Annotated in this window: 26 protein-coding genes, 1 pseudogene and 1 other annotated feature; of the genes and pseudogenes, 25 read left to right on the top strand and 2 right to left on the bottom strand. The window is 36.9% G+C overall.

Features of this window, described 5'->3' with window-relative positions; genetic code table 11:
- Positions 1 to 53: 53 nt before the first annotated feature.
- From BK577_RS08265 to pheA, 20 genes are all read left to right on the top strand, one after another.
- Entirely contained in the window at positions 54 to 1,379 is a 1,326-nt protein-coding gene (locus BK577_RS08265; RefSeq protein ID WP_139367285.1) for a bifunctional folylpolyglutamate synthase/dihydrofolate synthase, read from the top strand.
- 414 nt (positions 1,380 to 1,793) lie between these two features.
- Complete coding sequence (locus BK577_RS08260) at positions 1,794 to 2,567, top strand: prepilin peptidase (protein ID WP_078432467.1); 774 nt, start codon at positions 1,794 to 1,796, stop codon at positions 2,565 to 2,567.
- A 253-nt stretch (positions 2,568 to 2,820) separates the two neighbouring features.
- Positions 2,821 to 3,840, top strand: a complete 1,020-nt coding sequence (locus BK577_RS08255) for an SPOR domain-containing protein (RefSeq protein WP_078432466.1) — start codon at positions 2,821 to 2,823, stop codon at positions 3,838 to 3,840.
- A gap of 155 nt (positions 3,841 to 3,995) precedes the next feature.
- Positions 3,996 to 4,565: a Maf family protein gene (locus BK577_RS08250; RefSeq protein ID WP_078432465.1), complete on the top strand. Its 570-nt coding sequence runs from the start codon at positions 3,996 to 3,998 to the stop codon at positions 4,563 to 4,565.
- Positions 4,566 to 4,670: 105 nt separating this feature from the next.
- Positions 4,671 to 5,360, top strand: coding sequence for a RadC family protein (gene radC / locus BK577_RS08245; protein ID WP_026558602.1), 690 nt, complete (start codon positions 4,671 to 4,673; stop codon positions 5,358 to 5,360).
- Positions 5,361 to 5,592: 232 nt separating this feature from the next.
- Entirely contained in the window at positions 5,593 to 6,612 is a 1,020-nt protein-coding gene (locus BK577_RS08240; protein ID WP_026558603.1) for a rod shape-determining protein, read from the top strand.
- Positions 6,613 to 6,721: 109 nt separating this feature from the next.
- Positions 6,722 to 7,684 (top strand): rod shape-determining protein MreC, encoded by a 963-nt coding sequence (gene mreC, locus BK577_RS08235; protein ID WP_078432464.1) that lies wholly within the window; start codon positions 6,722 to 6,724, stop codon positions 7,682 to 7,684.
- Positions 7,685 to 7,686: 2 nt separating this feature from the next.
- The gene (gene mreD, locus BK577_RS08230; RefSeq protein ID WP_169908161.1) at positions 7,687 to 8,205 is read left to right on the top strand and encodes a rod shape-determining protein MreD; all 519 of its coding nucleotides are present in this window, start codon (positions 7,687 to 7,689) and stop codon (positions 8,203 to 8,205) included.
- An 84-nt stretch (positions 8,206 to 8,289) separates the two neighbouring features.
- Positions 8,290 to 8,973, top strand: a complete 684-nt coding sequence (gene minC, locus BK577_RS08225; RefSeq protein ID WP_026558606.1) for a septum site-determining protein MinC — start codon at positions 8,290 to 8,292, stop codon at positions 8,971 to 8,973.
- 2 nt (positions 8,974 to 8,975) lie between these two features.
- Complete coding sequence (gene minD, locus BK577_RS08220) at positions 8,976 to 9,779, top strand: septum site-determining protein MinD (RefSeq protein ID WP_026558607.1); 804 nt, start codon at positions 8,976 to 8,978, stop codon at positions 9,777 to 9,779.
- Between the two features lie 165 nt (positions 9,780 to 9,944).
- On the top strand, positions 9,945 to 10,739 hold the full coding sequence (locus BK577_RS08215; protein ID WP_078432462.1) for a M23 family metallopeptidase: 795 nt from the start codon (positions 9,945 to 9,947) through the stop codon (positions 10,737 to 10,739).
- Positions 10,732 to 11,598, top strand: a complete 867-nt coding sequence (locus BK577_RS08210) for a M50 family metallopeptidase (RefSeq protein ID WP_078432461.1) — start codon at positions 10,732 to 10,734, stop codon at positions 11,596 to 11,598. Before BK577_RS08215 ends, BK577_RS08210 begins: the two co-directional genes overlap by 8 nt.
- 183 nt (positions 11,599 to 11,781) lie before the next feature.
- A complete protein-coding gene (locus BK577_RS08205) occupies positions 11,782 to 13,248 on the top strand; it encodes an Rne/Rng family ribonuclease (RefSeq protein ID WP_078432460.1) in 1,467 nt (488 codons plus the stop codon).
- Positions 13,249 to 13,318: 70 nt separating this feature from the next.
- Positions 13,319 to 13,398: a sequence feature (ribosomal protein L21 leader region), on the top strand.
- Between the two features lie 12 nt (positions 13,399 to 13,410).
- Positions 13,411 to 13,719: a 50S ribosomal protein L21 gene (rplU, locus tag BK577_RS08200; RefSeq protein ID WP_026558611.1), complete on the top strand. Its 309-nt coding sequence runs from the start codon at positions 13,411 to 13,413 to the stop codon at positions 13,717 to 13,719.
- A gap of 11 nt (positions 13,720 to 13,730) precedes the next feature.
- Entirely contained in the window at positions 13,731 to 14,063 is a 333-nt protein-coding gene (locus tag BK577_RS08195) for a ribosomal-processing cysteine protease Prp (RefSeq protein WP_078432459.1), read from the top strand.
- A gap of 18 nt (positions 14,064 to 14,081) precedes the next feature.
- Positions 14,082 to 14,372 (top strand): 50S ribosomal protein L27, encoded by a 291-nt coding sequence (rpmA, locus tag BK577_RS08190; protein WP_026558613.1) that lies wholly within the window; start codon positions 14,082 to 14,084, stop codon positions 14,370 to 14,372.
- A 309-nt stretch (positions 14,373 to 14,681) separates the two neighbouring features.
- Positions 14,682 to 15,245 carry a Spo0B C-terminal domain-containing protein gene (locus BK577_RS08185; RefSeq protein WP_078432458.1) on the top strand — a complete coding sequence of 188 codons (564 nt, stop codon included), beginning with the start codon at positions 14,682 to 14,684 and terminating at the stop codon, positions 15,243 to 15,245.
- A gap of 51 nt (positions 15,246 to 15,296) precedes the next feature.
- On the top strand, positions 15,297 to 16,580 hold the full coding sequence (gene obgE / locus BK577_RS08180; protein WP_078432457.1) for a GTPase ObgE: 1,284 nt from the start codon (positions 15,297 to 15,299) through the stop codon (positions 16,578 to 16,580).
- Between the two features lie 165 nt (positions 16,581 to 16,745).
- On the top strand, positions 16,746 to 17,189 hold the full coding sequence (locus BK577_RS08175) for an ACT domain-containing protein (protein ID WP_026558616.1): 444 nt from the start codon (positions 16,746 to 16,748) through the stop codon (positions 17,187 to 17,189).
- 20 nt (positions 17,190 to 17,209) lie between these two features.
- The gene (pheA, locus tag BK577_RS08170; protein WP_078433501.1) at positions 17,210 to 18,088 is read left to right on the top strand and encodes a prephenate dehydratase; all 879 of its coding nucleotides are present in this window, start codon (positions 17,210 to 17,212) and stop codon (positions 18,086 to 18,088) included.
- Between the two features lie 71 nt (positions 18,089 to 18,159).
- On the opposite strand, the gene BK577_RS08165 is transcribed toward pheA, so the two are convergent.
- Both BK577_RS08165 and BK577_RS08160 read right to left on the bottom strand, forming a co-directional pair.
- Complete coding sequence (locus BK577_RS08165) at positions 18,160 to 18,708, bottom strand: transcription repressor NadR (protein WP_078432456.1); 549 nt, start codon at positions 18,706 to 18,708, stop codon at positions 18,160 to 18,162.
- A gap of 12 nt (positions 18,709 to 18,720) precedes the next feature.
- The gene (locus tag BK577_RS08160; protein WP_078432455.1) at positions 18,721 to 19,848 is read right to left on the bottom strand and encodes an IscS subfamily cysteine desulfurase; all 1,128 of its coding nucleotides are present in this window, start codon (positions 19,846 to 19,848) and stop codon (positions 18,721 to 18,723) included.
- Positions 19,849 to 19,963: 115 nt separating this feature from the next.
- On the opposite strand from BK577_RS08160, the gene nadB reads away from it, so the two are divergent.
- From nadB to BK577_RS08135, 5 genes and pseudogenes are all read left to right on the top strand, one after another.
- Positions 19,964 to 21,514 (top strand): L-aspartate oxidase, encoded by a 1,551-nt coding sequence (gene nadB, locus BK577_RS08155; RefSeq protein WP_078432454.1) that lies wholly within the window; start codon positions 19,964 to 19,966, stop codon positions 21,512 to 21,514.
- Between the two features lies 1 nt (position 21,515).
- On the top strand, positions 21,516 to 22,346 hold the full coding sequence (nadC, locus tag BK577_RS08150) for a carboxylating nicotinate-nucleotide diphosphorylase (RefSeq protein ID WP_078432453.1): 831 nt from the start codon (positions 21,516 to 21,518) through the stop codon (positions 22,344 to 22,346).
- Between the two features lie 12 nt (positions 22,347 to 22,358).
- Complete coding sequence (gene nadA / locus BK577_RS08145; RefSeq protein ID WP_078432452.1) at positions 22,359 to 23,468, top strand: quinolinate synthase NadA; 1,110 nt, start codon at positions 22,359 to 22,361, stop codon at positions 23,466 to 23,468.
- 307 nt (positions 23,469 to 23,775) lie between these two features.
- A pseudogene (gene safA / locus BK577_RS26800) lies at positions 23,776 to 23,926 on the top strand (SafA/ExsA family spore coat assembly protein); the annotation flags it as partial.
- Positions 23,927 to 25,336: 1,410 nt separating this feature from the next.
- Positions 25,337 to 26,062, top strand: coding sequence for a YhcN/YlaJ family sporulation lipoprotein (locus tag BK577_RS08135; RefSeq protein ID WP_169908159.1), 726 nt, complete (start codon positions 25,337 to 25,339; stop codon positions 26,060 to 26,062).
- The last annotated feature ends 115 nt before the right edge of the window (positions 26,063 to 26,177 follow it).

Below are 26,177 nucleotides of genomic sequence, written 5' to 3'. Positions count from 1 at the left end.
CGGGTGGTGCTATGAATAGTTCCCCCGAGTTTTTACATAGGAGGGAATGATAGGTGTTTACTCAGTATGATGATGCAATAAACTGGATTCATGACCGTTTAAAATTTGGTGTGAAACCAGGCCTCAAAAGAATGGAATGGCTCTTAAAAGAGCTCGATCATCCCGAAAAAAATATCCCAACCATTCATGTAGCAGGAACGAACGGTAAAGGCTCCACAATTTCTTATATGCTGCATATGCTCATGGAAGCGGGTTACAAGGTAGGAACCTTTACTTCACCTTATATTGAAACATTTAATGAGCGAATAAGTGTAAATGGCCAACCTATAACAGATGATGAGATGTTATCTTTAGTAAATGAAGTAAAGCCATATGCAGAGAAAATAGAAAATACTGATCTGGGTTCACCAACCGAATTTGAAATCATTACAACGATGATGTTTTTATATTTTGGGAAAGTTAATAAACCTGACTTTCTATTACTAGAAACAGGACTTGGTGGCCGTTTGGATTCTACTAACGTCATAGATCCTATTTTATCTGTTATTACAAACATAGGGTATGACCACATGAATATACTCGGTGACACGATAACTGATATTGCTCGTGAGAAAGCAGGTATCATTAAAAAGGGAAGACCAATTTTCACAACAGCAGAAAAAGAAGACGCACTTGAGGTGCTATCGCAAACAGCAAAAGAGAAAAAGGCTCCTTTTTACTCACTTGGTAAAGACATAAGTGTAAAGAACCTCTCACCCTGGGAATATGGTGAAAAGTTCTCTGTAAAAACAGAAACCAACACATATGAAGATGTCAAAATTAAGATGAGAGGAAATCATCAAATTAAAAATGCAGCACTTGCTATTTCTGTTATTGATTATTTAAAAGAGCAAGGTGCCGTAAAAATAACCTATGATGAAGTTATGAAAGGAATAAAGAAATCAATATGGAAAGGCCGCTTTGAGCTCATTTATCAAAATCCGGTCGTGATCGTTGACGGTGCACACAATGATGAAGGAATCGAAAGTTTAATTGATACGATTAAAAGGCATTATTCCCATACACGAATTCATATATTATTCAGTGCACTAAGTGATAAAAATTATAAGAAAATGATTGATCGATTGAGTACTGTTGCGACCACCATGCATTTTACGACATTTGATTTTCCGAGAGCAGCAAAGGCTGAAGACTTATATTCTGCATGTGAGTTAGATAAAAAATCTTTTTCTATCTCTTGGCAGGGACTATTGAATAAATTGCTCGTGTCAAATGAAAATAAAAAAAACGATCTAATAATTGTTACCGGATCACTTTATTTTATTTCCACTATTCGAAATTACCTACTTAAAAAAGATTCTAATAATAAGAGTACTTAATTAATTAAGTATCAAAATATGTGGATATTTAAGTAATTCGAATTTACGGGAAGTTGATTAATAGGAAGGTTAAAGAATTCTTGTCATTTTTTCACGCGCTCTTTACATTATTATAAGAAATATTCCCTACACATTATCGACTAATTTGTTATCTTTTTGTAAAGATTGTACAAATTCATTATACTCTATTCATTGAATTGGTATAATTGACCTACATTCATGTTTTTTAAAAACCGGTGATTTTGATAGACTGGGAGAATGCTGAGATTGTCGTAAAAGTAAAACAAAACTTGAGCTGGTATATGAGGCTATTCAAGAAGTGGTAAGTGTAAAAAAGTTAATTTATCATGAAATAATTTTTATTAAAATGAGTATAGTTATTGTGTATCTTTCTATTGAAAAGGAGCCCTTGAAATGCTAACACCCTTTATTCTACACACCTACATCTTTATCTTAGGTGCAGTCCTCGGCTCCTTTTACAATGTTGTAGGACTGCGCGTCCCATTAAAAAAATCGATCACATACCCTGGCTCAGCCTGCTCAGTATGCAATAATAAACTATCAGTAGTTGAATTAATCCCAATACTATCTTACCTATATCAAGACGGTAAATGCCGAAACTGCAAAACATCTATTTCACCTTTATATCCTACAATCGAGTTTCTCACTGCAATTCTTTTTACGATTTCACCGCTATTGGTGGGATGGTCAAAAGAATTGGTTATCTCCTGGACACTTATCTCGTTATGTATGATTGTAATAGTTTCTGATTTAAAATATATGATAATTCCTGATAAAGTAAATGTATTTTTTCTATTTTTATTTTTAGGAGAACGGCTTATTATTCCAACAGATCCTTGGTGGGATCCTTTTGCAGGTTTAGTAATTGGAACCTTTGTGCCGCTTGTCGTTATTTTAGTTAGTCGCGGCGGTATGGGTGGTGGCGATATGAAGCTATTGGCTGTTTTTGGTCTTGCTTTAGGGTGGAAACTTGTTTTATTAAGTTTTTTTCTAGCTACATTAATCGGCACAGTAATTGGGATTATCGGAATGATGATGGGCCTTATTAAAACGGGAAAACCTTTTCCTTTTGGTCCATTCCTCGTGCTCGGTACTTTAATATCTTATTTCTTTGGTCAAAATCTGATCCAGTTGTATGTAACAAATTTCTTTCCTTACATCTTTTAAACGAGTTTAATAGTTCTGAACCATTATTCGTTTGATTCTTTTAAAATTAGATAGATTGTCGAATAAAAAAACTTGATAAGTTCAAATAATATAGGAGGTTTACGAACTTAGTAGATGAAGATAAGTAGGAAACTGTCAGAAAATGGCGGAAAATATTATGGACAAGACGACAAATGTCTTGTTCATTTTTTGTGTGCTTTTGTTAGCATAAGATCAATATGAATGCTCGTGCAATAAGAAGGGTGGTAGGCATATGGACAAGCAGACCTCAGATACTGTGAAAATTAAAATAAATGGAAAGGACCGTTCCTTATCAGAAAAAAAGGAAACGAATGATCAATACCAAATACTCTCATGGGAAGAAAAACTTAAAGCCGAAAAAGAAATGGCTTCAGCAAAAAAAGAGGAAGATGATTTTCCATGGCTCTTACCAGAGGAGGATCCTGTTTTTGAAGAGGATCCAAAAGTAGTTATACCATCTAAAAAGAAGAAATTACTTTCAAATCAAAATGTGACGCCATTTCAATATTCTCCTAAAAAGAAAACCAAACGTACTCTTGGTTTTCCAATGAAACAGATGACGACCATTGTATTGTTAGCTGTAGGACTTGGGGTCGGTTTTGGATATATTGCTTTAAATTTCTTGTCAAATGAAGATATGCCAGCTGCAACAACTCCAACAGACGTCATTGTGACAGACGATTCAGAGGCGGATAATCCTTCTGATCAAAAAGATGACGATCAACCGACAAGCACCGCCACCTCAACAGCATCATTGCAGCTTTATGCTGTACAAGGTGGGATTTTCTCGTCAAAAGAAGGAGCGGAAACTGTCGCAGCGGAAATTAAAGAAAAGGGGCTGGCCTCAACCGTTATTGAAACAGATAGTTCCTTTACGGTGTTAGCAGGATTAGGGAAAGCAAAAACAGAAACTAGTGCCATGAATGAGCAATATAAACAACAGCAATTTCCGGATTTTTGGGGAGGAAAGCAGCTATCTCTATCCATTTCAACAACAAAAACACCTGAAGAGTGGGTAAACGCCATTACAACGTTAGCTGCATTCTCAGCATCTGTAACGAATAATCAGAGTGTTAATTCTGATGAACTGGTAAAAATAGAAGAAAAATTGAACGCAATTGAAACAGGAAATGAAAATGAAAAAGCTTTAATTGAAAAGTTATCTCAAGCTTCAGCAAATATTAAGGAAAATAAAGGCTGGGAAGCACAACAATCCATCCTTGACGTTGTTCAAACCTTACAGGGAAGTTAACACAACCCCAAATCTCCTTTATCTAGATATAGAGGAGATTTGGGGTTGTCTTTTTTATACACAAAATTTAAAAATGAAAAATTGTCCAAAAAAACCTCTTTTGGTAAGATATAGAAGTATCTTCTAATCTGAAACGAAGAAAGGATGTTTTACACATGAATTCAAACCTCATTTTAGCTTCAGCTTCTCCCCGTAGAAAAGAACTTCTAGAGCTTCTGCAACTTCCTTTTGAAGTGATAAGTAGTGAGGTTGAGGAGGTTGTAGACGAGAATCTTCATCCGGCAGACATGGTTCAGTCATTGGCACAACAAAAAGCAGAAAGTGTTGCAAAAACAAAACCAAATTCCTATGTCATAGGTTCTGATACCCTCGTTGTGTATCAAGGGAAAATGCTTGGAAAGCCAAAAAGTGAACAAGAAGCACGGGAAATGCTGATAATGCTTTCAGGACAAACTCATGAGGTGTATACAGGTGTTTCAATTGTTCATAAAGGAAAACACAATTCCTTTTGTGAACAAACAAGTGTCACATTTTATTCTTTAACTCAAAGAGAAATCGAAGATTATGTTAATACAGGAGAGCCGATGGATAAGGCAGGGGCCTATGGTATACAAGGATTTGGTGCTCTTTTAGTGAAAGAGATAAAAGGTGATTATTATGCTGTAATGGGTTTACCGATTGCTAGAACAAAAAGAGAACTTCTGCATACAGGTTTTAAGTGGTAGCAGCTAATTTTTTAAAGTCAGCAATGGCATAAAACAATAGTGTAAGAACATGATAGTACACATAGAGAAAAGTTTATGAGCAGAAAGGGGAACGAAGGAGGACAAATGGAACCGTCAACCTTTAAAATCCGGGATTTCCCACAAGATGAACGACCAAGAGAGCGTCTTTTAAATGAAGGAGCTGATAAGCTGTCAAACCAGGAGTTATTAGCTATACTTCTCCGAACTGGTACGAAAAAGGAATCCGTCTTGGAATTGTCACAGAAATTGTTAAAGCATTTTGAAGGATTGAGAATGTTAAAGGATGCATCAGTTGAGGAAATTACAACGATCTCAGGCATCGGAACAGCAAAAGCTGTGCAAATATTATCTGCTTTAGAGTTGGGCAGACGTATGAACCGATTAACATATGATGATCGGTTTGTCATTCGCTCTCCACAAGACGGAGCCAATTATGTCATGGAGGAGATGCGTTTTTTAAGTCAAGAACACTTTGTCTGCTTATATTTAAACACCAAAAACCAAGTTCTTCATAAACAAACAGTGTTCATCGGCAGTCTTAACGCATCGATCGTTCACCCGAGAGAGGTGTTCAAAGAAGCTTTAAAGCGGTCTGCTGCTTCTTTAATTTGTATACATAATCACCCTTCCGGAGATCCTTCACCAAGCCGGGAGGATATCGAGGTGACGAAGCGTCTAACTGAGTGTGGAAAGATGTTAGGGATAGAACTTTTGGACCATCTTATCATCGGTGAACAAAAATATGTAAGTTTGAAAGAAAAAGGCTATATCTAATACTTTTTTTTTTGAGTAATTACGATATAATAAGATTTATGAGTTTTTTTAGGAAAGAACCAAAAGACTCTTTGTTTTGGGGAAGAGTGAGGAAACATGTCAAAACGTGAAATCGATATAGATTTGTTTTGACACGCACGTTAATCTAACAAAGAAGAAAGTTGTATTCTGTCAATTTTCCTGAAAATAATAAGTAAAAAGTACATTCGTTTCAGAAAGGAAGATACACCCTATGTTCGGAATTGGGACAAGAGACCTTGGGATAGATTTAGGGACTGCAAATACTCTAGTATTTGTAAAAGGAAAAGGAATTGTTGTTCGTGAGCCATCAGTTGTGGCCCTGCAAACAGACACAAAACAAATTGTAGCTGTAGGTAATGATGCGAAAAATATGATCGGTCGTACGCCTGGAAATGTTGTTGCCCTTCGACCTATGAAAGACGGAGTTATTGCAGATTATGAAACAACTGCTACGATGATGAAGTACTATATCAAGCAAGCAACGACAAAAGGTGTATTCGCAAGAAAGCCTTATGTCATGGTATGTGTACCATCTGGGATTACCGCTGTTGAGGAAAGAGCAGTTATTGATGCGACAAGACAAGCCGGAGCCAGAGATGCCTATACAATTGAGGAGCCGTTTGCTGCCGCTATTGGGGCTAATTTACCTGTTTGGGAGCCAACGGGCAGCATGGTTGTTGATATCGGTGGAGGTACAACAGAAGTAGCCATCATATCACTTGGCGGTATCGTAACAAGTCAATCTATTCGTGTCGCAGGAGATGAAATGGATGAGGCGATTACTACATATATTAGGAAAACATATAACTTAATGATTGGTGATCGTACATCTGAAGCAATCAAGGTTGAAATAGGATCAGCAGGTTCACCAGATGGTGTAGAAAACATGGACATCAGAGGACGCGATCTTTTAACCGGATTACCTAAAACCATCGAAATTACAGCAGCAGAAATTGCGGAAGCTTTAAAAGATACAGTATATACAATTGTGGACACTGTAAAAAATACATTAGAAAAAACTCCTCCCGAACTTGCTGCAGATATTATGGACAGAGGAATTGTGTTAACTGGTGGTGGAGCATTGCTCAGAAATCTTGATAAAGTCATCGGAGAAGAAACCAATATGCCGGTATTGATTGCTGAAGATCCGCTCGATTGTGTTGCAATTGGAACTGGTAAGGCGTTAGAACACATTCATCTATTTAAAAATAAAGCAAGAGACAGCCGTTAAGTAAACCACGAAATAAGTTTTGAAACACCGGTAATTGGATGTAAGGATATTCTGCTTACACGTACACGTGCCGGTGTGTTTTTAAATTGTAAATAAGAAGGTGTTCATCATGCCACAATTTTTTCTAAACAAACGCCTAATCTTGTTACTCGTTAGTGTTATTGTGTTAGTGTCATTAATTGGTTTTTCGTTAAAGGACGACCGAGAGCTGTCATGGCCAGAGCAATTCTTACAAGATACGGTAAGTGTTTTTCAGTCTATTTTTCATAAACCTGCTACTTATGTATCAAATGTTTTTGGTAATATAAAAGACCTTAAAAATACATACGAAGAAAATGAGCTGTTAAAAAGCAGGCTCGATGAGTATATGCAGCTCGAAGCAGATCTTCAAGATTATAAAGTTGAAAATGAAAAATTGAAAATTGAGCTGGGAGAAGTCTCAGATTTACGAAAATACAATCCTATTTATTCAGCTGTTATAGGGCGAAATCCTGATAAATGGTATGACTATATCTCAATTGATAAAGGTGAACAAGACGGCGTCGAGCCAAATATGGCTGTTGTAACAGCACAAGGTTTGATTGGGAAAGTGAAATCAACTTCCCAATTTTCTTCAACAGTCCAGTTATTAAGTGCAACAGATTTGAAAAATAGAATTTCAGCTGAAGTTCAGCCTGCAGAAGTCAAAGAGAATGAAGAAGAAAACAAAGATGAAAACAAAGATGAAAACAAAGATGAAAACAAAGAGACAACCAAAAGCAATGAAACCGTAACAGGCTTAATAGAAGGGTATGACAAAGAAAAAGGCGCCCTTTTACTACGAAAAATTGAGTCTGACGTTAAGCTTGTTGAAGGTCAAAAAGTCATAACATCCGGTAAGGGTGGAGTTTTTCCACGAGGGATTTTAATTGGAGAAATAATGGAAGTAGAGCCTGATTCATATGGATTAGAACAAATGGCTTATATTAAACCAACAGCAGATTTTTATGATGTTGATCGGGTATGGGTTGCAGATCGTGTTGCCGCATCAGAGGATCCTGTTGACGCGCTAGCCGAGGAAGAGGAGGAATAATATTGAGACGTTTTATTCTTCCTTTTCTAGTTCTTTTTGTCTTTATAAGTGAAAGTACCTTCGCTCAACTTGTGAATATTTCCTTTTTAAGTGAAGATTATTTATATATACCTAGATTTTTGCTGGTCTTTGTTATCTTAATTACGGTGTATTTAAATCGGACACAAGGTATGTTATTCGGGTTAATATTTGGCTTTTTACATGATGTCGTCTATATTGAAGTAATAGGGATCTATCTTTTTTCCTATGCTTTTCTTGCTTATCTAGTTTCAAAGGCGATGAAGGTGCTTCATAAACATGTTTTGATTGTCATCTTTTTGTCGACTCTTGCCATAGCTATACTGGAGTTTTACGTATATGGCATTAATTACGCAATTGGTGCCACCGATATGTCGTTATACGATTTTACAACCAAAAGGTTACTTACAACCCTTGGGCTAAACTTCATTTTTGCGTTACTCTTTATTTTCCCGCTAAAGTCGTTTTTAACGAAATTAAAAAAAGCTGAATCAGAAGATTAATGATGAAAAAATGTACTTTATTCTCTCGTGAAAAAAGGAATTCGGGCAGTTTTGTCGAATAGTAAAATCGTTGAGGTGAACGTCATGAAGGTCCAAAAACAACAATATGTTACGATTAAAGGCACGAAAGATGGCTTAACGTTGCATCTCGATGATTCATGTTCTTTTGACCAATTGCTCCAAGAATTAGAGGAAATGCTATCATTAAAACAGTATGTTCAACAAACTGGCCCTGTTATTGGAGTAAATGTTAAGGTTGGAAACCGTTTAATTAATGCGAATCAGCGAGAAAAACTAGAAACAGTTATAAAACAAAAGCGAAATCTTTTAGTTGAATCAATAGAAAGCAATGTCATTACAAAAGATGAGGCATTGAGATTAAAAAAAGAAACAGAAATTGTGCCGGTAACCAAAATCGTTCGTTCCGGTCAAATATTAAAAGTAAAGGGAGATTTACTGCTCATTGGGGATGTTAATCCTGGCGGAGAAGTAAATGCTTCCGGAAATATTTTTGTATTAGGTGCTTTAAAAGGGATTGCTCATGCTGGCAATGATGGGAATAACCAAGCAGTGATTGCAGCTTCTCTTATGAAGCCGTCACAACTGCGAATCGGTGAGATCATTAATCGGGCACCAGATCATACCCCTCATGAGGGTTCTGAGATGGAATGTGCTTATTTAAATGAAGATGAAGAAATGGTAATTGAGAGATTACAACAACTAACTCATCTACGACCAAATTTAACAAGGTTTGAAGGAGGAATCTAACAATGGGTGAAGCAATTGTCATAACCTCAGGTAAAGGTGGCGTTGGGAAAACAACGACATCGGCAAATATTGGGACAGCTTTAGCTATATTAGGCAAACGGGTTTGTCTAGTAGATACAGACATCGGTCTTCGAAACCTTGATGTCGTAATGGGACTTGAAAATCGTATTATCTATGATTTGGTTGATGTTGTGGAAGGGCGTTGTAAAATGCATCAAGCTCTCGTCAAAGATAAACGTTTTGAAGATCTGTTATATTTACTTCCAGCTGCACAAACAAGTGATAAAACAGCTGTTAAGCCAGAACAAATGAAAAAACTGGTGAATGAATTAAAACAGGATTACGATTATATTGTGATTGATTGTCCTGCCGGTATTGAACAGGGATACAAAAATGCAGTTGCCGGGGCAGATAAAGCAATTGTTGTAACAACACCTGAAATATCGGCTGTTCGTGATGCTGACCGCATCATCGGTTTGTTAGAGCAGGAGGATATTGAACCGCCAAAGTTAGTGATCAATCGTATCCGAAATCATCTTGTGAAAAATGGGGACATGCTTGATGTAGACGAAATTGTTACTCATTTATCAATTGACCTTATTGGAATCGTGGCTGATGACGACGATGTCATTAAAGCTTCTAATAATGGTGAACCAATTGCTATGGACCCAAACAACCGTGCAGCGATTGCTTACAGAAATATCGCACGACGTATTTTAGGGGAATCTGTTCCATTACAATCTTTAGATGAACCAAACAAAGGGATGCTTGTTAAGCTAAAAAGATTTTTTGGTGTGCGTGTTTAAAACATACATTCATAGATACATAGATTCTAGACTAGATTTTTCAAAATGAAGAATTCTAGTCTTTTTCTTTTGCTTCTTAATCTTTATCTATCTCCTATAAAAACATTCATATTCCATAAGGACAAGGCATACACTTGTACAAACTTGCTAAAAGGATGGATGGGGATGAGTCATCGAGCGGACGAAATAAGAAAAAGAATTGCAAAAAGAAAACGTGATCGAGGAATAGTAGGTAGTCAAAACAACGAGACATCACAAAGAACATCACTTTTTATGAGTGAGGAAGAGCGATATGGCGGTGTATATTCACCCCCTACCTATGAAGGTGGCCCAGGAAATCAAAGAGGAGCCCACCCACTTTTCCGTACCGAAGTTTTTATCTTCAAAATTCTATTTTCAGCGGTATTGGTATTAGTAACAGCTATCGTCTTTAAAAATGGATCTCCGCTGTTTGATAAGGCGAAAGAAGTTGTACACTATTCTCTTGAAGAAGAATTTCAATTTGCGACTGTATCCAAATGGTATCGAGATCAGTTTGGCGAACCATTAGCTTTGTTTAACAATGTCACGACTGACAGTGAAAAAGCAGAAAATGAAACAGAAGTGGCCCAGCTTGCTGTTCCTGCATCAGGGAAGGTGTTAGAATCGTTCAAAGATAACGGTCAAGGAATTATGGTGGAAACGAATCGGCCTTCTGTTGAAGCAATGAATGAAGGAATTATTATTGAGGCTGGTGAAAAAGAAGATACAGGCCTTACAATTGTCCTGCAGCATGCAGATGGTACTAAATCCTGGTATGGAAATTTAGACAAAATAGATGTGCCGCTCTATGATTTTGTTGAAAAGGGAAAAGAATTAGGCAAAATTAAGCTTTCAGAAAATCAAAAGGGAACTTATTACTTCGCGATCAAAAAGGGTGATTCCTTTATTGACCCAATACAGGTGATACAATTTGAATAGATACTTATTACTTCTCCAAAAAATACATATACATCCTTTATTATGGGTCATGATTGCAATTAGTGTCATTACAGCTAACTTTAAACCATTATTTCTATTAATGATCATTATTTTTGTACATGAAATGGGCCATGCAATCAGTGCTCATTTTTTTTCTTGGAGGATAAAGTCCATTATGCTTCTCCCCTTTGGAGGAGTTGCTGAGGTTGATGAGCATGGAAATCGTTCATTAAGGGAAGAATGCATGGTTGTGCTTGCAGGACCTATTCAGCATCTATGGCTTCAAGGAGCGGCTTTTCTTCTTTATATATCTAATGTTATTGATGTAAGTAACTATCAATTATTCACATTTTATAACTTATCCGTTTTATTGTTTAATTTATTGCCTGTTTGGCCATTAGATGGTGGTAAGCTATTATTTATTATATTTTCAAAACATTGGTCATACCAAAAAGCTCATTCCTATATGATGATCACATCTATTATCTTTTTAGTTTTTTACGTAACAGCTATTCTCTTATTTTCTCCTACCCACTTAAATATGTGGATTATCACAACCTTTCTCGTTTATAGTCTCTATCATGAACAAAAAAATAAAATGTACAGCTGTTTACGTTTTTTAATGGAGAGATATTACGGAAAACAAACCCAAATAAATCGAATTAAGCCGATTGTCGTGGACGAATCTGAATTAGTGTACCATGTCCTCCTGCAATTCCAACGCGGCTGCAAACACTTAATCATAGTTGAACGAAATGGAACAAAGGTGTCAGAAATGGATGAAAATGAACTATTACATGCATACTTTGCAAATAAACTAACAGACTCTAAAATAGGAGACCTTGTGTATGACTATTAAAATGGGCTTTCTTAAAAGGTCTCTGAATAAACTGTTTAGGTTGATCGAAACGAGCATCCTGGCAACTTCAATTAACCTAAATGCAAAGTTTGCAAAACATCGTATTACTTAGATTAGATGCTAGAAAAAGCAACCTGTAGTAAAATAGTGACAAAGCCAAAGAAAGTGAGAGTTTAACATAACGTGCGTAAAATAATTATAAATGAAAAAGGCAGAGAAACACGCTGTGCCATTTTCGAACATGAACAATTAGCAGAGATTCACCAATCTTATTCCTCAGAAGACGATATTGTTGGAAACATATATATTGGTCGAGTAAAAAAAGTATTACCAGGCATGCAGGCAGCCTTTGTAGATATCGGGTTATCACAAAATGGATACCTTCATCGAAACGACATTTTACGCTTTCAGCAAGCAAATCAATCTGAGTCAAACCCATCAATTTCTCATTATATTAAAGAAGGAGAAAAGATTTTCGTTCAGATTGTTAAAGTCGGGACAGAACAAAAGGGACCCAAGTTGACCATGAACCTTGAATTCGGTGGACATTTACTTGTCTACATGCCTTATGGTAACTATTTGGCGGTTTCGAAAAAAGTACAAGATGAACAGGAAAGAAATCGGCTTCTAAACGTAGCTCAAACGATTATACAGGATCAAGAAGGGATTCTTTTTCGTACAGCTTCTAATGAACAATCAAAAGAGGAGCTGGAAAAAGAGTATAATCTCTTAAAACAGAAATTTAAAGAGGTAAAGAGACAAACACATGATAAGCCTATTTGTGTATTTGAATCTAAACATTTTATTGACAGAATTTTATCTGAGATTGTCATAAAAGATGAGGATTTGTTAATTTGTGATCAAATTGAACGGGTTCAGCAGCTAAAGCTGCTTTTTCCTAAAACATCTGTTCACTATCATGAACATAAAGAGGCGATCTTCTCTACATATAAAATAGAACAAGAAATTGAAAAATTACTCAAGTCTTTAGTATGGTTGAAAAACGGTGCATATATCTTAATTGAACAAACCGAGGCAATGACAATTATTGACGTTAATACCGGAAAATTTTCCGGGAAATTATCGATGCGTGACACAGTTTTGAAAACGAACGAACTTGCTGCTATTGAAATAGCGAAACAAATTAGGTTAAGAAATCTAAGTGGAATCATCTTGATTGATTTTATTGATATGAAGCATAAACAAGATCAAAACAAGATACTTGAGACAATGAAACGGGAAATGAATAAGGATCGTGTTCAGCATAAAGTCATCGGTTTTACAGAATTAAATATATTACAAATAACAAGAAAGAAAATGCGAAAGTCGTTAGAAAGTAATGTGACAGATCTTTGTAAAACATGTCGTGGCTCGGGACGTATTGCCTCCGCTGAGTCTGTTGCATATAAATTAGAGAGAGAACTATGGGAATATCAATTTATGGATGAAGAAGCCATGTGGATTGAAGCAACAGGGGAAGTCATCGACTTATTAAAAGGAACAAATGAAGAACACTTAAAAAAGCTTCAAGATATGTTGAAATTTAAGATTCTATTCTCAGAGATATTCTCACATGTCCCAATGTATCGGATTAAGCAAATGGGTGATGAACGATTACTAATGGAAAAGCTTTCATCATCCCCTTATTAAATCAATTAAAAATTAGTTGCATAATTTAATAGGATTTGTTATTATGTAACATGTTATGACTTGTAGCGCACCCGTGCTACAACCGCTCAAATCATGGTTTTTAAAGCAATGCTAGGCATTCACCTGATTTTGGCGAGTCTTAGTTTATAGGAGGTGCAGAGAATGTACGCAATTATCGAAACTGGTGGAAAACAAATCAAGGTTGAAGAAGGTCAAGTAATCTACGTTGAAAAGCTAGGTGCTGATCAAGGTGAATCGGTAACGTTTGACAAAGTTTTATTTGTTGGTGGTGACAACGTTCAAGTTGGTAGCCCAACTGTGAGCGGTGCGACTGTTACAGCGAAAGTTGAAAAACAAGGTCGTCAAAAGAAAATCACTGTTTTCAAATATAAAGCAAAGAAAAACTACCGTAAAAAACAAGGTCACCGTCAGCCATACACAAAAGTTGTGATTGAAAAAATCAACGCGTAAGGCGATTTGATATGATAAATGCTAGAATTTATCGTTCAAATGAGGGACTTATCACATCGTTCACACTCTCTGGACATGCTGCATTCGATGAATACGGCAAAGATATTGTTTGTGCTGGAGCTTCTGCTGTTACCTTTGGTGCTGTGAATGCAGTACTTTCACTAACAAATATTGAACCACAAATTGATCAGGGTGGAGAAGGAGGATTTTTACAAGTTAAACTTCCTTCAAATCTCGACGGATCCGTAAGTGAAAAAGTTCAATTATTGTTAGAGGGTATGGTTGTTTCTCTCCAAACAATTGAAAGAGATTATGGACAATATATCTCGGTATCAGATGAATAAAGCAGGAGGTGAAACTTCATGTTAAGATTAGATCTTCAGTTCTTCGCATCTAAGAAAGGGGTAGGTTCGACTAAAAACGGTCGTGACTCTATCTCAAAACGTCTTGGTGCTAAGCGTGCAGATGGTCAATTTGTTTCTGGTGGTTCAATTCTTTACCGTCAACGCGGTACAAAAATTTACCCAGGTGAAAACGTTGGCCGTGGTGGTGATGATACGCTATTTGCTAAAGTTGATGGTGTTGTTAAGTTCGAACGTTTCGGACGTGACCGCAAAAAAGTTAGCGTATATCCAGTAGCTCAAGAAGCATAAGCTTACGAAAAACTCTAGCCTAACTAAAGGTTAGAGTTTTTTTAAAGACTTCTTTTCATTTTTTCATGAGGCTAACTTCTAAATGGATTTTAGTTAATGGAGACAAACAAATTTCTACAGAATGCTTCTATATCTAATCTTCTATTAACTCCGGTTTTATACATAAGATACGTAATCAATTCCCATGATATTTTATAGAAAGTTTTTATTAAAAGGCTCTTTTCCAAAACAATGTTTGTTATAATTTTTAATACAGCCTAAATACGGTAATTAACTCCTTGATGAAAATAACCTAGTAGGAGAAAATGTATGGAAAATAAACAAAATGAAATAGATGTAGTTAATATATTAAGCCATTCACGTCACGATTGGATGAACAAGTTGCAATTAATTAAGGGAAATCTTTCTTTACAAAAATACGATCGTGTTCAAGAGATTCTCGAGGAAATTGTCATTGAAGCTCAACAGGAATCAAAACTGTGTAATTTGCAACTACCTCTTTTTGCTAGTTACCTGATGACCTTTAATTGGAGTAACCATCATTTTTTATTGGAATATGAGGTACTGGGAGAGACAAGAAATATTTCACAATATGATAAACCAATCACCCAATGGAGTAAAGAGTTTTTGGAAATACTGGATCATATAGTTGATTATTCGGGTGAAAATCGCGTCTGTATTACGTTACATACTGGACATACTTCAGGAGAAACTGTGCGTTTCTTTTTTGATTTTGAAGGGATAATAAAAGAGGAAGAACAAGTTACAACATGGCTTCAAAATAATGATCATAATCCAATTTGTATAGAGGATATTGAAATTGGTACATATCAAATAACAGTGACAATATCACTGGATGATACGAGAATCTAAGCTGAAGAAGGATACTTCTTTATGAGAGTTAAATAGAACGGAGGAAGACAAATGTTTGTCGATCAGGTCAAGGTTTATGTAAAAGGTGGCGACGGTGGTAACGGTATGGTTGCATTCCGTCGTGAAAAATATGTTCCAAAGGGTGGACCAGCAGGAGGTGACGGTGGTAACGGAGCGGACGTAGTCTTTGAAGTAGAAGAGGGATTACGTACGTTAATGGACTTCCGTTACAAGCGTCATTTCAAAGCTCCGCGTGGGGAGCATGGAATGTCAAAAAATCAACACGGTAAAAATTCACAGCCTATGATCGTAAAAGTTCCGCCTGGGACAGTTGTAACAGATGAAGAAACAGGGCAGATCATCGCTGACTTAACAGAGCATGGGCAGCAGGCTGTTATTGCAAAAGGTGGACGTGGAGGGCGTGGAAACTCACGTTTTGCTACGCCGGCAAACCCGGCACCGGAGCTTTCAGAAAATGGTGAGCCCGGTATAGAGCGCAATGTAATTTTAGAATTGAAAGTTCTTGCAGATGTTGGGTTGGTAGGCTTTCCGAGTGTAGGGAAATCTACGTTGTTATCGGTTGTATCTTCTGCAAAACCGAAAATTGCAGAGTATCACTTTACAACTCTTGTTCCTAATCTCGGAATGGTAGAAACTGAAGATGGTCGAAGTTTTGTTATGGCTGATTTACCAGGATTAATTGAAGGTGCGCATCAAGGTGTTGGATTAGGTCATCAATTTTTAAGGCATATCGAACGTACGCGTGTCATTGTACATGTTATTGATATGTCCGGTTTAGAGGGAAGAGATCCCTATGAAGACTATTTAACAATTAATGCAGAGCTTAAAGAATATAATTTACGACTAACAGAGCGACCGCAAATTATTGTTGCAAATAAAATGGACATGCCTGATTCAGAAGAAAATCTCGCTGAATTTAAGAAAAAGCTCGCTGAAGATGTTCAAATTTTCCCAATTTCTGCAATCACAAGAGATGGTGTTCGTGAGCTTTTATATGCTGTAGCAGATGCAATTGAACAGACACCGGAGTTCCCGCTTTATGAAGAAGAAGAAACAGAAAACCGTGTGGTATACGAATTCAAGAAAGAAGAACCGAATTTCGCTATTACACGTGATAGTGAAGGTGCCTATGTGTTAACAGGTGAGAAGATTGAAAAATTATTTAAAATGACAGATTTCTCACGTGAGGAATCAGTTAGACGGTTTGCCAGACAGCTTCGCGGCTTAGGGGTTGATGAAGCATTAAGAGCACGTGGCGCAGAAGATGGGGATATCGTAAAATTATTGGATTATGAATTTGAATTTGTTGAATAACATAGAAGATCTGAGAAGAGGGCTGGATACGGCTCTCTTTTTACGTATGAACCGATACATATGTTGATTTTTAGACAAATCTTCTGCTTTTCTTAGGAAAACAGAAGAAATTTAGCCAATATTGTGATAAATTATCTACATTGAGAAAATTGTGGGAGGGAAAACATGAAGGATGATACCTTTTATTTAGTGAGAGAAGATATACTTCCGGAAGCAATGAAAAAAACGCTTGAAGTAAAGAAATTAATTGAACGAGGCAAAGTTGATTCAGTTGCAGAAGCGGTTCAACGGGTAGATATGAGCCGAAGTGCTTTTTATAAATACCGTGATGCTGTCTTCCCTTTTCATACAATGGTAAAGGAAAAATTAATCACCCTTTTTTTCCATTTAGAAGATCGGAGTGGAACACTCTCACAATTGTTGTCAGTCGTTGCAAATGCAGGCTGTAATGTTCTGACGATTCATCAGACAATCCCAATCCAGGGGAGAGCCAATGTGACATTATCGCTCAATACGAATGGAATGAACGAAGATATCAATCACTTAATGGCGAAATTAAAACGTTTAGAGTTTGTTGAGAAAGTAGAGATTTTAGGTCAGGGAGCATAAGGAGTTGAAGATAGTTGTCAATTAGAGTAGGATTTTTAGGTCCAAGAGCAACATTTACCCACTTAGCTGTACAATCATATTTCGGAGAGGAAATTGAGCAGATTGCCTATTCGACCATTCCTCAATGCATTGATGCTGTGGCAGAGGGTGAAATTGATTTAGCTGTTGTACCGACAGAAAATGCACTTGAGGGCTCAGTTAATTTAACGATCGATTATTTAATACATGAACAACCCTTATATATTGTCGGTGAAATAGTATCACCAATTGAACAACATTTTATGGTACATCCTGCTAATAAAGAGGCTTGGAGAAGTGTCTCTCGTGTATATTCTCATTCCCATGCCATTGCGCAATGTCATAAATTTTTGCATAAAAGCTTTAAGGGGATTACATATGATTATGCAACAAGTACAGGGGCAGCTGCTCAATATGTAAAAAATAATCCTGAGGAATTAGTGGCAGCCATAGCAAATAAACTAGCTGCTAAGGAATATGGATTAGAGATCGTACAACCAAATATTCATGATTATCATTATAATCATACCCGGTTTGCAATTGTACATCCAACAGTTGATGGTAAATTTCCTAGTAAGAAGCTTACAGCTGAAAAAGAAAAAACAACACTCATGGTGACGTTACCGTCTGATCAGTCAGGTGCTCTTCATCAAGTATTATCGGCTTTTACATGGCGAAAGCTAAATCTTTCGAAAATAGAATCAAGACCTATGAAAACAGGTTTAGGGAATTATTTCTTTATAATAGATATCGATATGAGAGTTGATGAGGTTCTGATTCCGGGAGCGATTGCCGAGTTAGAGGCTTTAGGTTGCGGAGTAAAGCTGTTAGGTACTTATGAGGCCTATTTTATACGTCAGGAAATTGAAGAAGGTGTCTAACGATCCCTCTTTATTGAAACATATAATAAGCGCCGCAAAATATTTATTTTGCGGCGCTACCCTTTTAATAACTAATTATCCTCTTCTTTTACCAAAATTCCTGCCTTATCTAAATCATGACAAGCACGATCAAGTTTATCAATCGAATCTGCTTGTAATGTATGCAAGTGCAGTCCTTCTGTTAATTGTGAAAGATATGAGGCCTTGTTTAAGCTGATCTTTTTTATAAATTCCTCTACTTCAATACGATTTCCAACTCTAATGGAGGCAGTTAATTCCCCATAGACAGGATGCTCCACGATGACATCTTTTACAAAAACACCATGGTCAACAAGTATAGTTAATTCTTCTTTTGTATCTGAAGGTGAATGCTTACAAGCAATCAGTCTCTCCAGTAATGGCTGATCTTGTGTATTTTTTTCTAAATACACGTACCCTTGACTTGTTGCGATAATAGGATGGTTTTTTGCTTTTAACAATGAAATATCTTGAACAATCACCTGTCTGCTTACATTGGCAAATGCAGCAAGCTCACCACCTGTAATGGGTTTGCTTGCTTTTAATAATTTATCCAGTAATAGATTTCTTCTTTCTTCCCCTAGTAATTTCCCGGAATTCATTTTATCTTCCTTTCATTTTCGAAAGTTTTCAACAATGTTGATCAGTACTTTACCTAATTTCTCGATTTGTGTAAATGTTGTGTCTTTACCCAAAGAGATTCTAACATATTGTTTCGCTTGTTGTTCATTATACCCTATAGCCAGTATAGAACGTGAAGGTGCCTGCATGCCAACTTGACATGCACTTCCTGTTGAAATGGCCATACCAAAACGATTTGCTTCCAACATGACATATTGCCCCTCAATTCCATTAAAAAGAAAGGGAAGGATATTTGGCAATGTGTGTGGTAAATGAGCGTTTATTAAGCTGATTTTATCGTGATAAGGCTCCAGAAACTCAATAAGCTGATTTTTTAGTTGGACAAAATGATCATACAACTTTTGTTGATCTTTTGAAATATCGCTGGCAGCTGTTGCGAAAGCTGCTATCGCGGGAACGTCCACAGTACCGGGCCGGAAGCCTGATTCATGTGTAGTTCCGGGTAAAATAGGCTGCCAATGAACTGAAGGGCTAATATAAGCTGCTCCCACACCTTTAGGGCCGTAGATTTTATGGCTTGAGATGCTAATTGCATCAATATGTTTAACATCAATAGGTATTTTGCCGAACGTTTGGACACAATCACTATGAAAAAGAACCCTCTTTTCTCTTAAAAATAGGCCAATATCTTCAATAGGATTAATGGTGCCAATTTCGGAATTTCCGTGCTGAATCGACACCAGGGCTGTTTCCTTACTTACTTCACTTTGAATCTGGTTCAGTGTAATAATACCTTGCTGATTCGGCTTTAAATACGAAACTTCATAGCCCTTTGATTCGAGGTTTTTAAAGAACGTATGAAGAGATGAATGTTCATTTGCTGTTGTAATAATATGCTTTTTATGCTGTATACCATTTAATAAAGATTGTACAGTTAAGATATTTGCTTCAGTGCCGCCACTAGTGAAATAAACTCCCTTTTCATGTCCATTGATGATCGTTGCAATAACTTTCCTGGAGGCAGAAAGAGTACGTGCTGAAATGTCTCCAATATCGTGAAGGCTGCTGCTGTTGCCATAGGCATTTTTTGCAGCTTTTGCATATATATTAAGTGCATTTTCGCTCATCGGTGTTGTTGCAGCGTAATCAAAATAGATCAATTTTTTCACTCCCGTTTACTCTTAATCTTTTAGACTATAAATAAAAACTCTTGTCATTATTTTAAATTTATGTAAATATAGGTGTCAAGACAGGTGTAAATTACAGGAGGGTGCTATGCCTCAAACAGATGTTATTATAATCGGTAGTGGACTTGCGGCTCTAACTGTTGCATACCATCTACGTCATAAACATGTGAAAATAATCACGAAATCTTCATGGTCACAAAGTAATTCAATGCTTGCTCAAGGTGGTATTGCAGCAGCAGTTGCTAATAATGACTCATGGAAAAATCATTTCGAGGATACAATTGCTGCCGGGTGTTATCACAATAACGTGAAAAACGTAGAATATCTCGTTCAAGAAGGTCCTAGAGAATTAAATGAGTGGATTCATCGAGGTGTAAAGTTTGATTGTGATACAAAGGGACAGCTTTTACTCGGTAAAGAAGGAGCACATAGCCATCATCGGATTATTCATGCTGGCGGAGATGCGACAGGGAAAGAGTTAACTAGTTTTCTATTTTATCAATCAAAACCTTACGTACAAATTGTTGAAAATGAAATAGCAATAGATTTAATAATTGAACAAAATTGTTGCCAAGGAGTTAACACAAAAAATAATCAAGGTGAAATAAACTCATATTTTGCAAGTCATGTCATCATTGCAAGTGGAGGTTGTGGTGCGGTTTATGGTCAAACATCAAATACAGATGTCATTACCGGTGATGGAATCGCCATGGCTTTTCGGGCTGGTGCTGAGTTAGCAGACATGGAATTTGTCCAATTTCATCCAACAATGCTTCATATTAACGGAAAGTGTGTTGGCCTTATTTCTGAAGCAGTTAGAGGAGAAGGTGCCTCTTTAGTTACACAAAATGGAGAAGCATTTATGCATACCATCCATCATCAGGGAGATCTTGCTCCAAGAGATGTAGTGTCCCGAGCGATATTTGATGAGATGGAAAAAGGAAATCAGGTATTTCTTGATATTTCCTCAATAAATAATTTTAATTCCAGATTTCCAACGATAACAGCACTTTGTAAACAGTATGATATTAATTTAGCAAGTGGTAAGATCCCAGTTTCCCCGGGAATGCATTTTTTAATGGGGGGGATTAAAACAAATGAGAATGGTGAGACAAGTATTCAACATCTTTTTGCAGTAGGAGAGGCAGCTTGTACAGGTGTACATGGTGCTAATCGATTAGCAAGTAATTCCCTTCTGGAAGGGCTTGTGTTTGGAAAAAGGATAGCAAACTATATCTCATCCATATCGGCAGAAGTAACTCATTCGAGAACAACAAAAAATACAGCTAAACAAGTAAATGAAAAGCCGAAATTACCAACAAAAAAACAAATACAAGAAATCATGTCCACATATGTTGGAATTCAAAGGTCTAATACTGGATTACAGCTTGCAATAAAGTGGTTTGAGAAATACCGGGATCAAATATCTTTTCAAAATATCAATGTGAAGGTTTTCACAATAAATGAAATAGAAGTCATCAATATGTTAACAATTGGCTGGATTATTGCAACATCTGCTTTTAAAAGAACAGAAAGTAGAGGCGGACACTATCGAATTGATTATCCTGAACGAAATGATCAGAATTGGCAAAGAAAACAAGTAATGATAACAAAATCCGAAATGTTTGTGGGGGTTTAACATGCATACGATCAAAATAAAGAAGAAGTTGGAAGAATTCTTTTTGGAGGATCTTGGAGAGATAGATATCTCCAGTCACACAATTTTTGGTAAGGAATCGGAAGGTGAGGCCATCATAATTGCAAAAGAAGATGGTCTTTTTGCAGGAGCAGATATAATCGAAATTGGTTATTCTTTGTTCCAAACGGATCTTCAAGTAAATGTAAAAAAACAAGATGGAGAAAACGTAAAGAAAGGAGACATCATCGCTGAAATAAGAGGCCCTGTTTCTGTTATTTTAAGTGGGGAACGTGTGATTTTAAATATTTTACAACGAATGAGCGGGATTGCTACCTTAACCAATACAGCTGTTCTGAAGCTAAATTCTAACCACACGAGAATTTGTGACACCAGAAAAACATCACCAGGCTTTAGAATGTTTGAAAAATATGCGGTACGTTGTGGTGGAGGTTTTAATCACCGATTTGGACTTTACGATGGAGTCATGATAAAAGATAACCACATTGCGTTTGCTGGTTCAATTTCAAACGCTGTAAAAAAAGTGAGAAAGCAAACAGGTCATATGGTGAAGATTGAAGTTGAAATTGAGACGGAAGAACAACTTCATGAAGCAATTGATGTAAGAGCAGATGTTATTATGTTTGATAATCGATCACCTGAAGAAGTGGCAAGATTCGTTGAGATCACGCCAAAATCAATTATTACAGAAGCATCAGGGGGCATTGGGTTTCATAATCTTGCTGACTATAGAAACACAAATGTTGATTATATTTCGTTAGGGATGCTGACTCATTCATATCAATCATTGGATATAAGTTTGAACGTTAAATAGGGGGAATGGAAGATGGAATTACTTGATATTTTAGAACATGAAAAAAGAGAAATGATGCCGGAAACCTATAAGAACTTAACAATAGAGGAAATGGAAAAACGAGTCCGCGAAATAAAGAAAAAATTTGGCTCAAAGCTTTATATCCCCGGACATCATTATCAAAAAGATGAGGTTGTCCAATTTTCCGATGTAACTGGAGATTCTCTGCAGCTGGCACAGGCAGCAGCACTAAATAAAGAAGCAGAATTTATTGTTTTTTGCGGTGTTCATTTTATGGCTGAAACAGCGGACATGCTTACATCTCAAAATCAAAAAGTCATTCTGCCTGACATGAGAGCAGGTTGTTCTATGGCGGATATGGCAGATATTGAACAAACAGATCGTGCTTGGGAAAAACTTCAAAACATATTTGGAGATACAATTTTACCTTTAACATATGTTAATTCCACAGCTGCTATTAAAGCATTTGTTGGTAAAAATGGTGGGGCAACGGTCACTTCTTCAAATGCAAAAAAAATGTTGGAGTGGGCTTTTCAGCAAAAAGAAAGAATTTTATTTTTACCAGACCAGCATCTAGGAAGAAATACAGCCTTTGACTTGGGTATCCCATTAGATCGAATGGCCATATGGAATCCAATCAGCAATGAGCTTGAATATACTGGTAATGTTGAAGATATTATTGTTATTCTTTGGAAAGGCCACTGCTCGGTCCATGAAAATTTCACAGTGAAGAATATTGAACATATTCGTCAAACAGAACCGGATATGAAGATTATTGTTCATCCGGAATGCAGCCGTGAAGTTGTGGAGTTATCTGATTATGCGGGGTCCACAAAGTATATTATTGACATGATAGAAGCGGCAGAAGAAGGAACAAAATGGGCGATAGGAACAGAGATGAATCTCGTAAATCGATTAATTCAAAACCACGAAAACAAAAGGATTGTTTCTCTAAATCCTTTTATGTGCCCATGTTTAACAATGAATCGAATTGATCTACCTCACCTTTTATGGACGTTAGAAGGTCTGGAAAGCGGGGAAATTATTAACCAAATTACAGTGCCGGGCAATATTACAAAGGATGCTGTCCTGGCTTTAGACCGTATGTTAGCGAATGTATAAGAGAGAAAAGAACCGGCCACTATCATTGAAGTGGCCGGTTCTTTTGAGTTTGGTTAATATTTTTATCGGCATCTTCATATGCTTGTTAATAAGTTTGTTTTTATAGGTTTATCCACTTTTAAAAGTATTTTTATCATAATCACCAATTCCCATTCATAAATTGTTATGAAGATTGTTGGCATTATCATTTGTTTATAACTTGTTCAACATCATGAAATCAATGAATTGGAAGAGAAAATCATTATGTTCATTCCTCCATCATGAATAAATGATGGTAGATTTATTTCTTTGCTTAGGAGGGAAAGCGTTGAAAATTCATATTGTCCAAAAAGGCGATACTTTATGGAAAATTGCTAAAAAATATGGGGTTGATTTTGAAGAGTTAAAGAGTATGAATACACAATTAAGTAACCCGGATTTAATTATGCCAGGCATGAAAATTAAAGTACCTTCCGGAAATATTGCAGTGAAAAAAGAAGCGCCGATTCAACAGGCTGCACCAATTAAGAAGGAAATGCCGAAAGCTGAGCATCCATTTGCAAAAGAAAAGCCAAAGGCAGTTGTTGATGTTGAAGATACAGTTCCAAAAGAGCCTGTAACAGAAAAACCATCAAAACCATTTATACCTCCTGTACCTAATGCTCAACATCCGGTATATACTGGGATGGATGTGAATAATTATTATACGGTGAATATGGCGATGATGCCAAATATGGCTAATCCACCTTTACCACAAAAGCCGGCAAATGTGTTACCTGAAATGACAAAAGAAGAGGCAGAAGTTGAAAAAGCAGAGCCATATTACTTACCAGAAGAAAAACATGAGGAGGATTTAAAAGATATGGCAAATATGCCGAATGTACCAAACATGCCGAACATTCCGAATATGCAGATGCCAACACAAACGCAACCTGCCATGTATCAACCGCAATATGTTGCACCACAGTACATGGTTCCAGTATCGCCTGTTTTACCGGGTTCAGGACTTTGTCCGCCTTATTATCCAATGCACCCGATGCCATATGGTTATAATCCCGCAATGATGCCGCCAACTCAGCAGCAGCCCTACCCAACAGCAGTTAGCCCGGCTGAATTTGATGAAGACGACGATGATGATTATGATTATGAAGATCACACGGGTATGCCAAATATGCCATATCCTCAAGGAGTGGCTCCTGCTCATTATGGACCGGGCTTCCCGGTTAATCCATATGCCGGAGTACCTGTTTCACCTGTAATGCCGGGACCGGGATTTGGAGGTTATCCGAATCAAGTATTAGGAGCATATGGTGAAGCACCTGATGATGATTATGAAAATCACTCAAATATGCCGAATCAACCATACCCGCAAGCAGTGGCTCCTGCGTATGATCAGGGAGATTGTGGATGCGGTGGACCGGCACCAGCACCATATGGCTATCAGATGCCGATGCAACAACCTTATTACGGTCAGCAGCCCATGATGGCACCACAACCTTACTATGGTCAGCAGCCCATGATGGCACCACAACAACCTTACTATGGTCAGCAGCCTATGATGGCACCACAACAACCTTACTATGGTCAGCAGCCTATGATGGCACCACAACAATTTCCACAAGGCCAAAATGAATTTAATCCGGCCCAACAAATGCCGGGTGCAGGTGGTCAAATGTTTGGAATGCCGAATTATGATCGCGAAGAAGATGAAGATTAAGAATAAATGTGAAAGCAGGAGAGTTCTCTTACTCCTGCTTTTTTCATTTCCCATAAATTTAACCACGTTTCCGATAACTAACAGAGTCATCTCCCTTGTTAAAGTACAAGATAGTATTGAGCATATCTAATGCTCAATACACTTGTATATATATTCCAGGGAGGTTGTTGTTTTGACAAAAGGTAAAAAAGCTGCAGCTTTTACTGCGATTGCCCTTTTAACAACGGGTTTAACCGCTTGTAATGGAGATCAAGGTGCGATAGAAAATACCAGAAACACTGATCAAGCTCAACCGATAGGATACTATACAAACGAAAATACAAATGGAGCAGATAATGAAGGTCCTGTTACTGAGATGATGGATGGGATGAACGATGGTGATAATAGAAATCATTATTTTCGCCAAGTAAATAATCGAAATAACACCCGAGATATAAGCAATCCTACAGTTCCACTAGGAGACAAGGATGCTGGTCTTGTTCGTGATAATCGCTACAGTAATGGTGATGCGAATTATCATAGACATTTAAATGAAGTTGGTTATTATAATCGCGGTGATGGTGAGGCTGCTCAAAAAATAAAAAATGCGATTGAAAAAATGGACAATGTTGATAATGCACGAGTATTAGTAACTGATGATAACGTGTTAGTGGCCGTTGATTCTAATGATAAAAATAATCAAGATATGAAGGAGAAAATTACAAGTCAAACTCGTAAAATGGCCAATGGAAGAAATGTTCAAGTTGTAACAGATGAAGGGACATTTACCCGTGTTCGTAACATCGATAATGATATTCAAAACGGAGTCGATAAAGATGTCATTGATACAGATGTGAACGAATTACTAAACGATCTTGGAAATGCTGTTCAACGTCCTTTTAATGGAAACAACCGCTAATATAAAAAGCAAGAGGCCATTGTCTCTTGCTTTTTATATTAGTTTTGGTTTCTTTTGGTTAAAACTTCTACTAATGGCTACAATAATATTGATTGCATGTGAATTTATATGAATG

Source organism: Metabacillus halosaccharovorans (genome assembly GCF_002019635.1).
GTDB lineage: Bacteria > Bacillota > Bacilli > Bacillales > Bacillaceae > Metabacillus > Metabacillus halosaccharovorans.
Note: the sequence above shows the minus strand (reverse complement) of the source record. Positions and strands in the feature narration are given on the sequence as shown.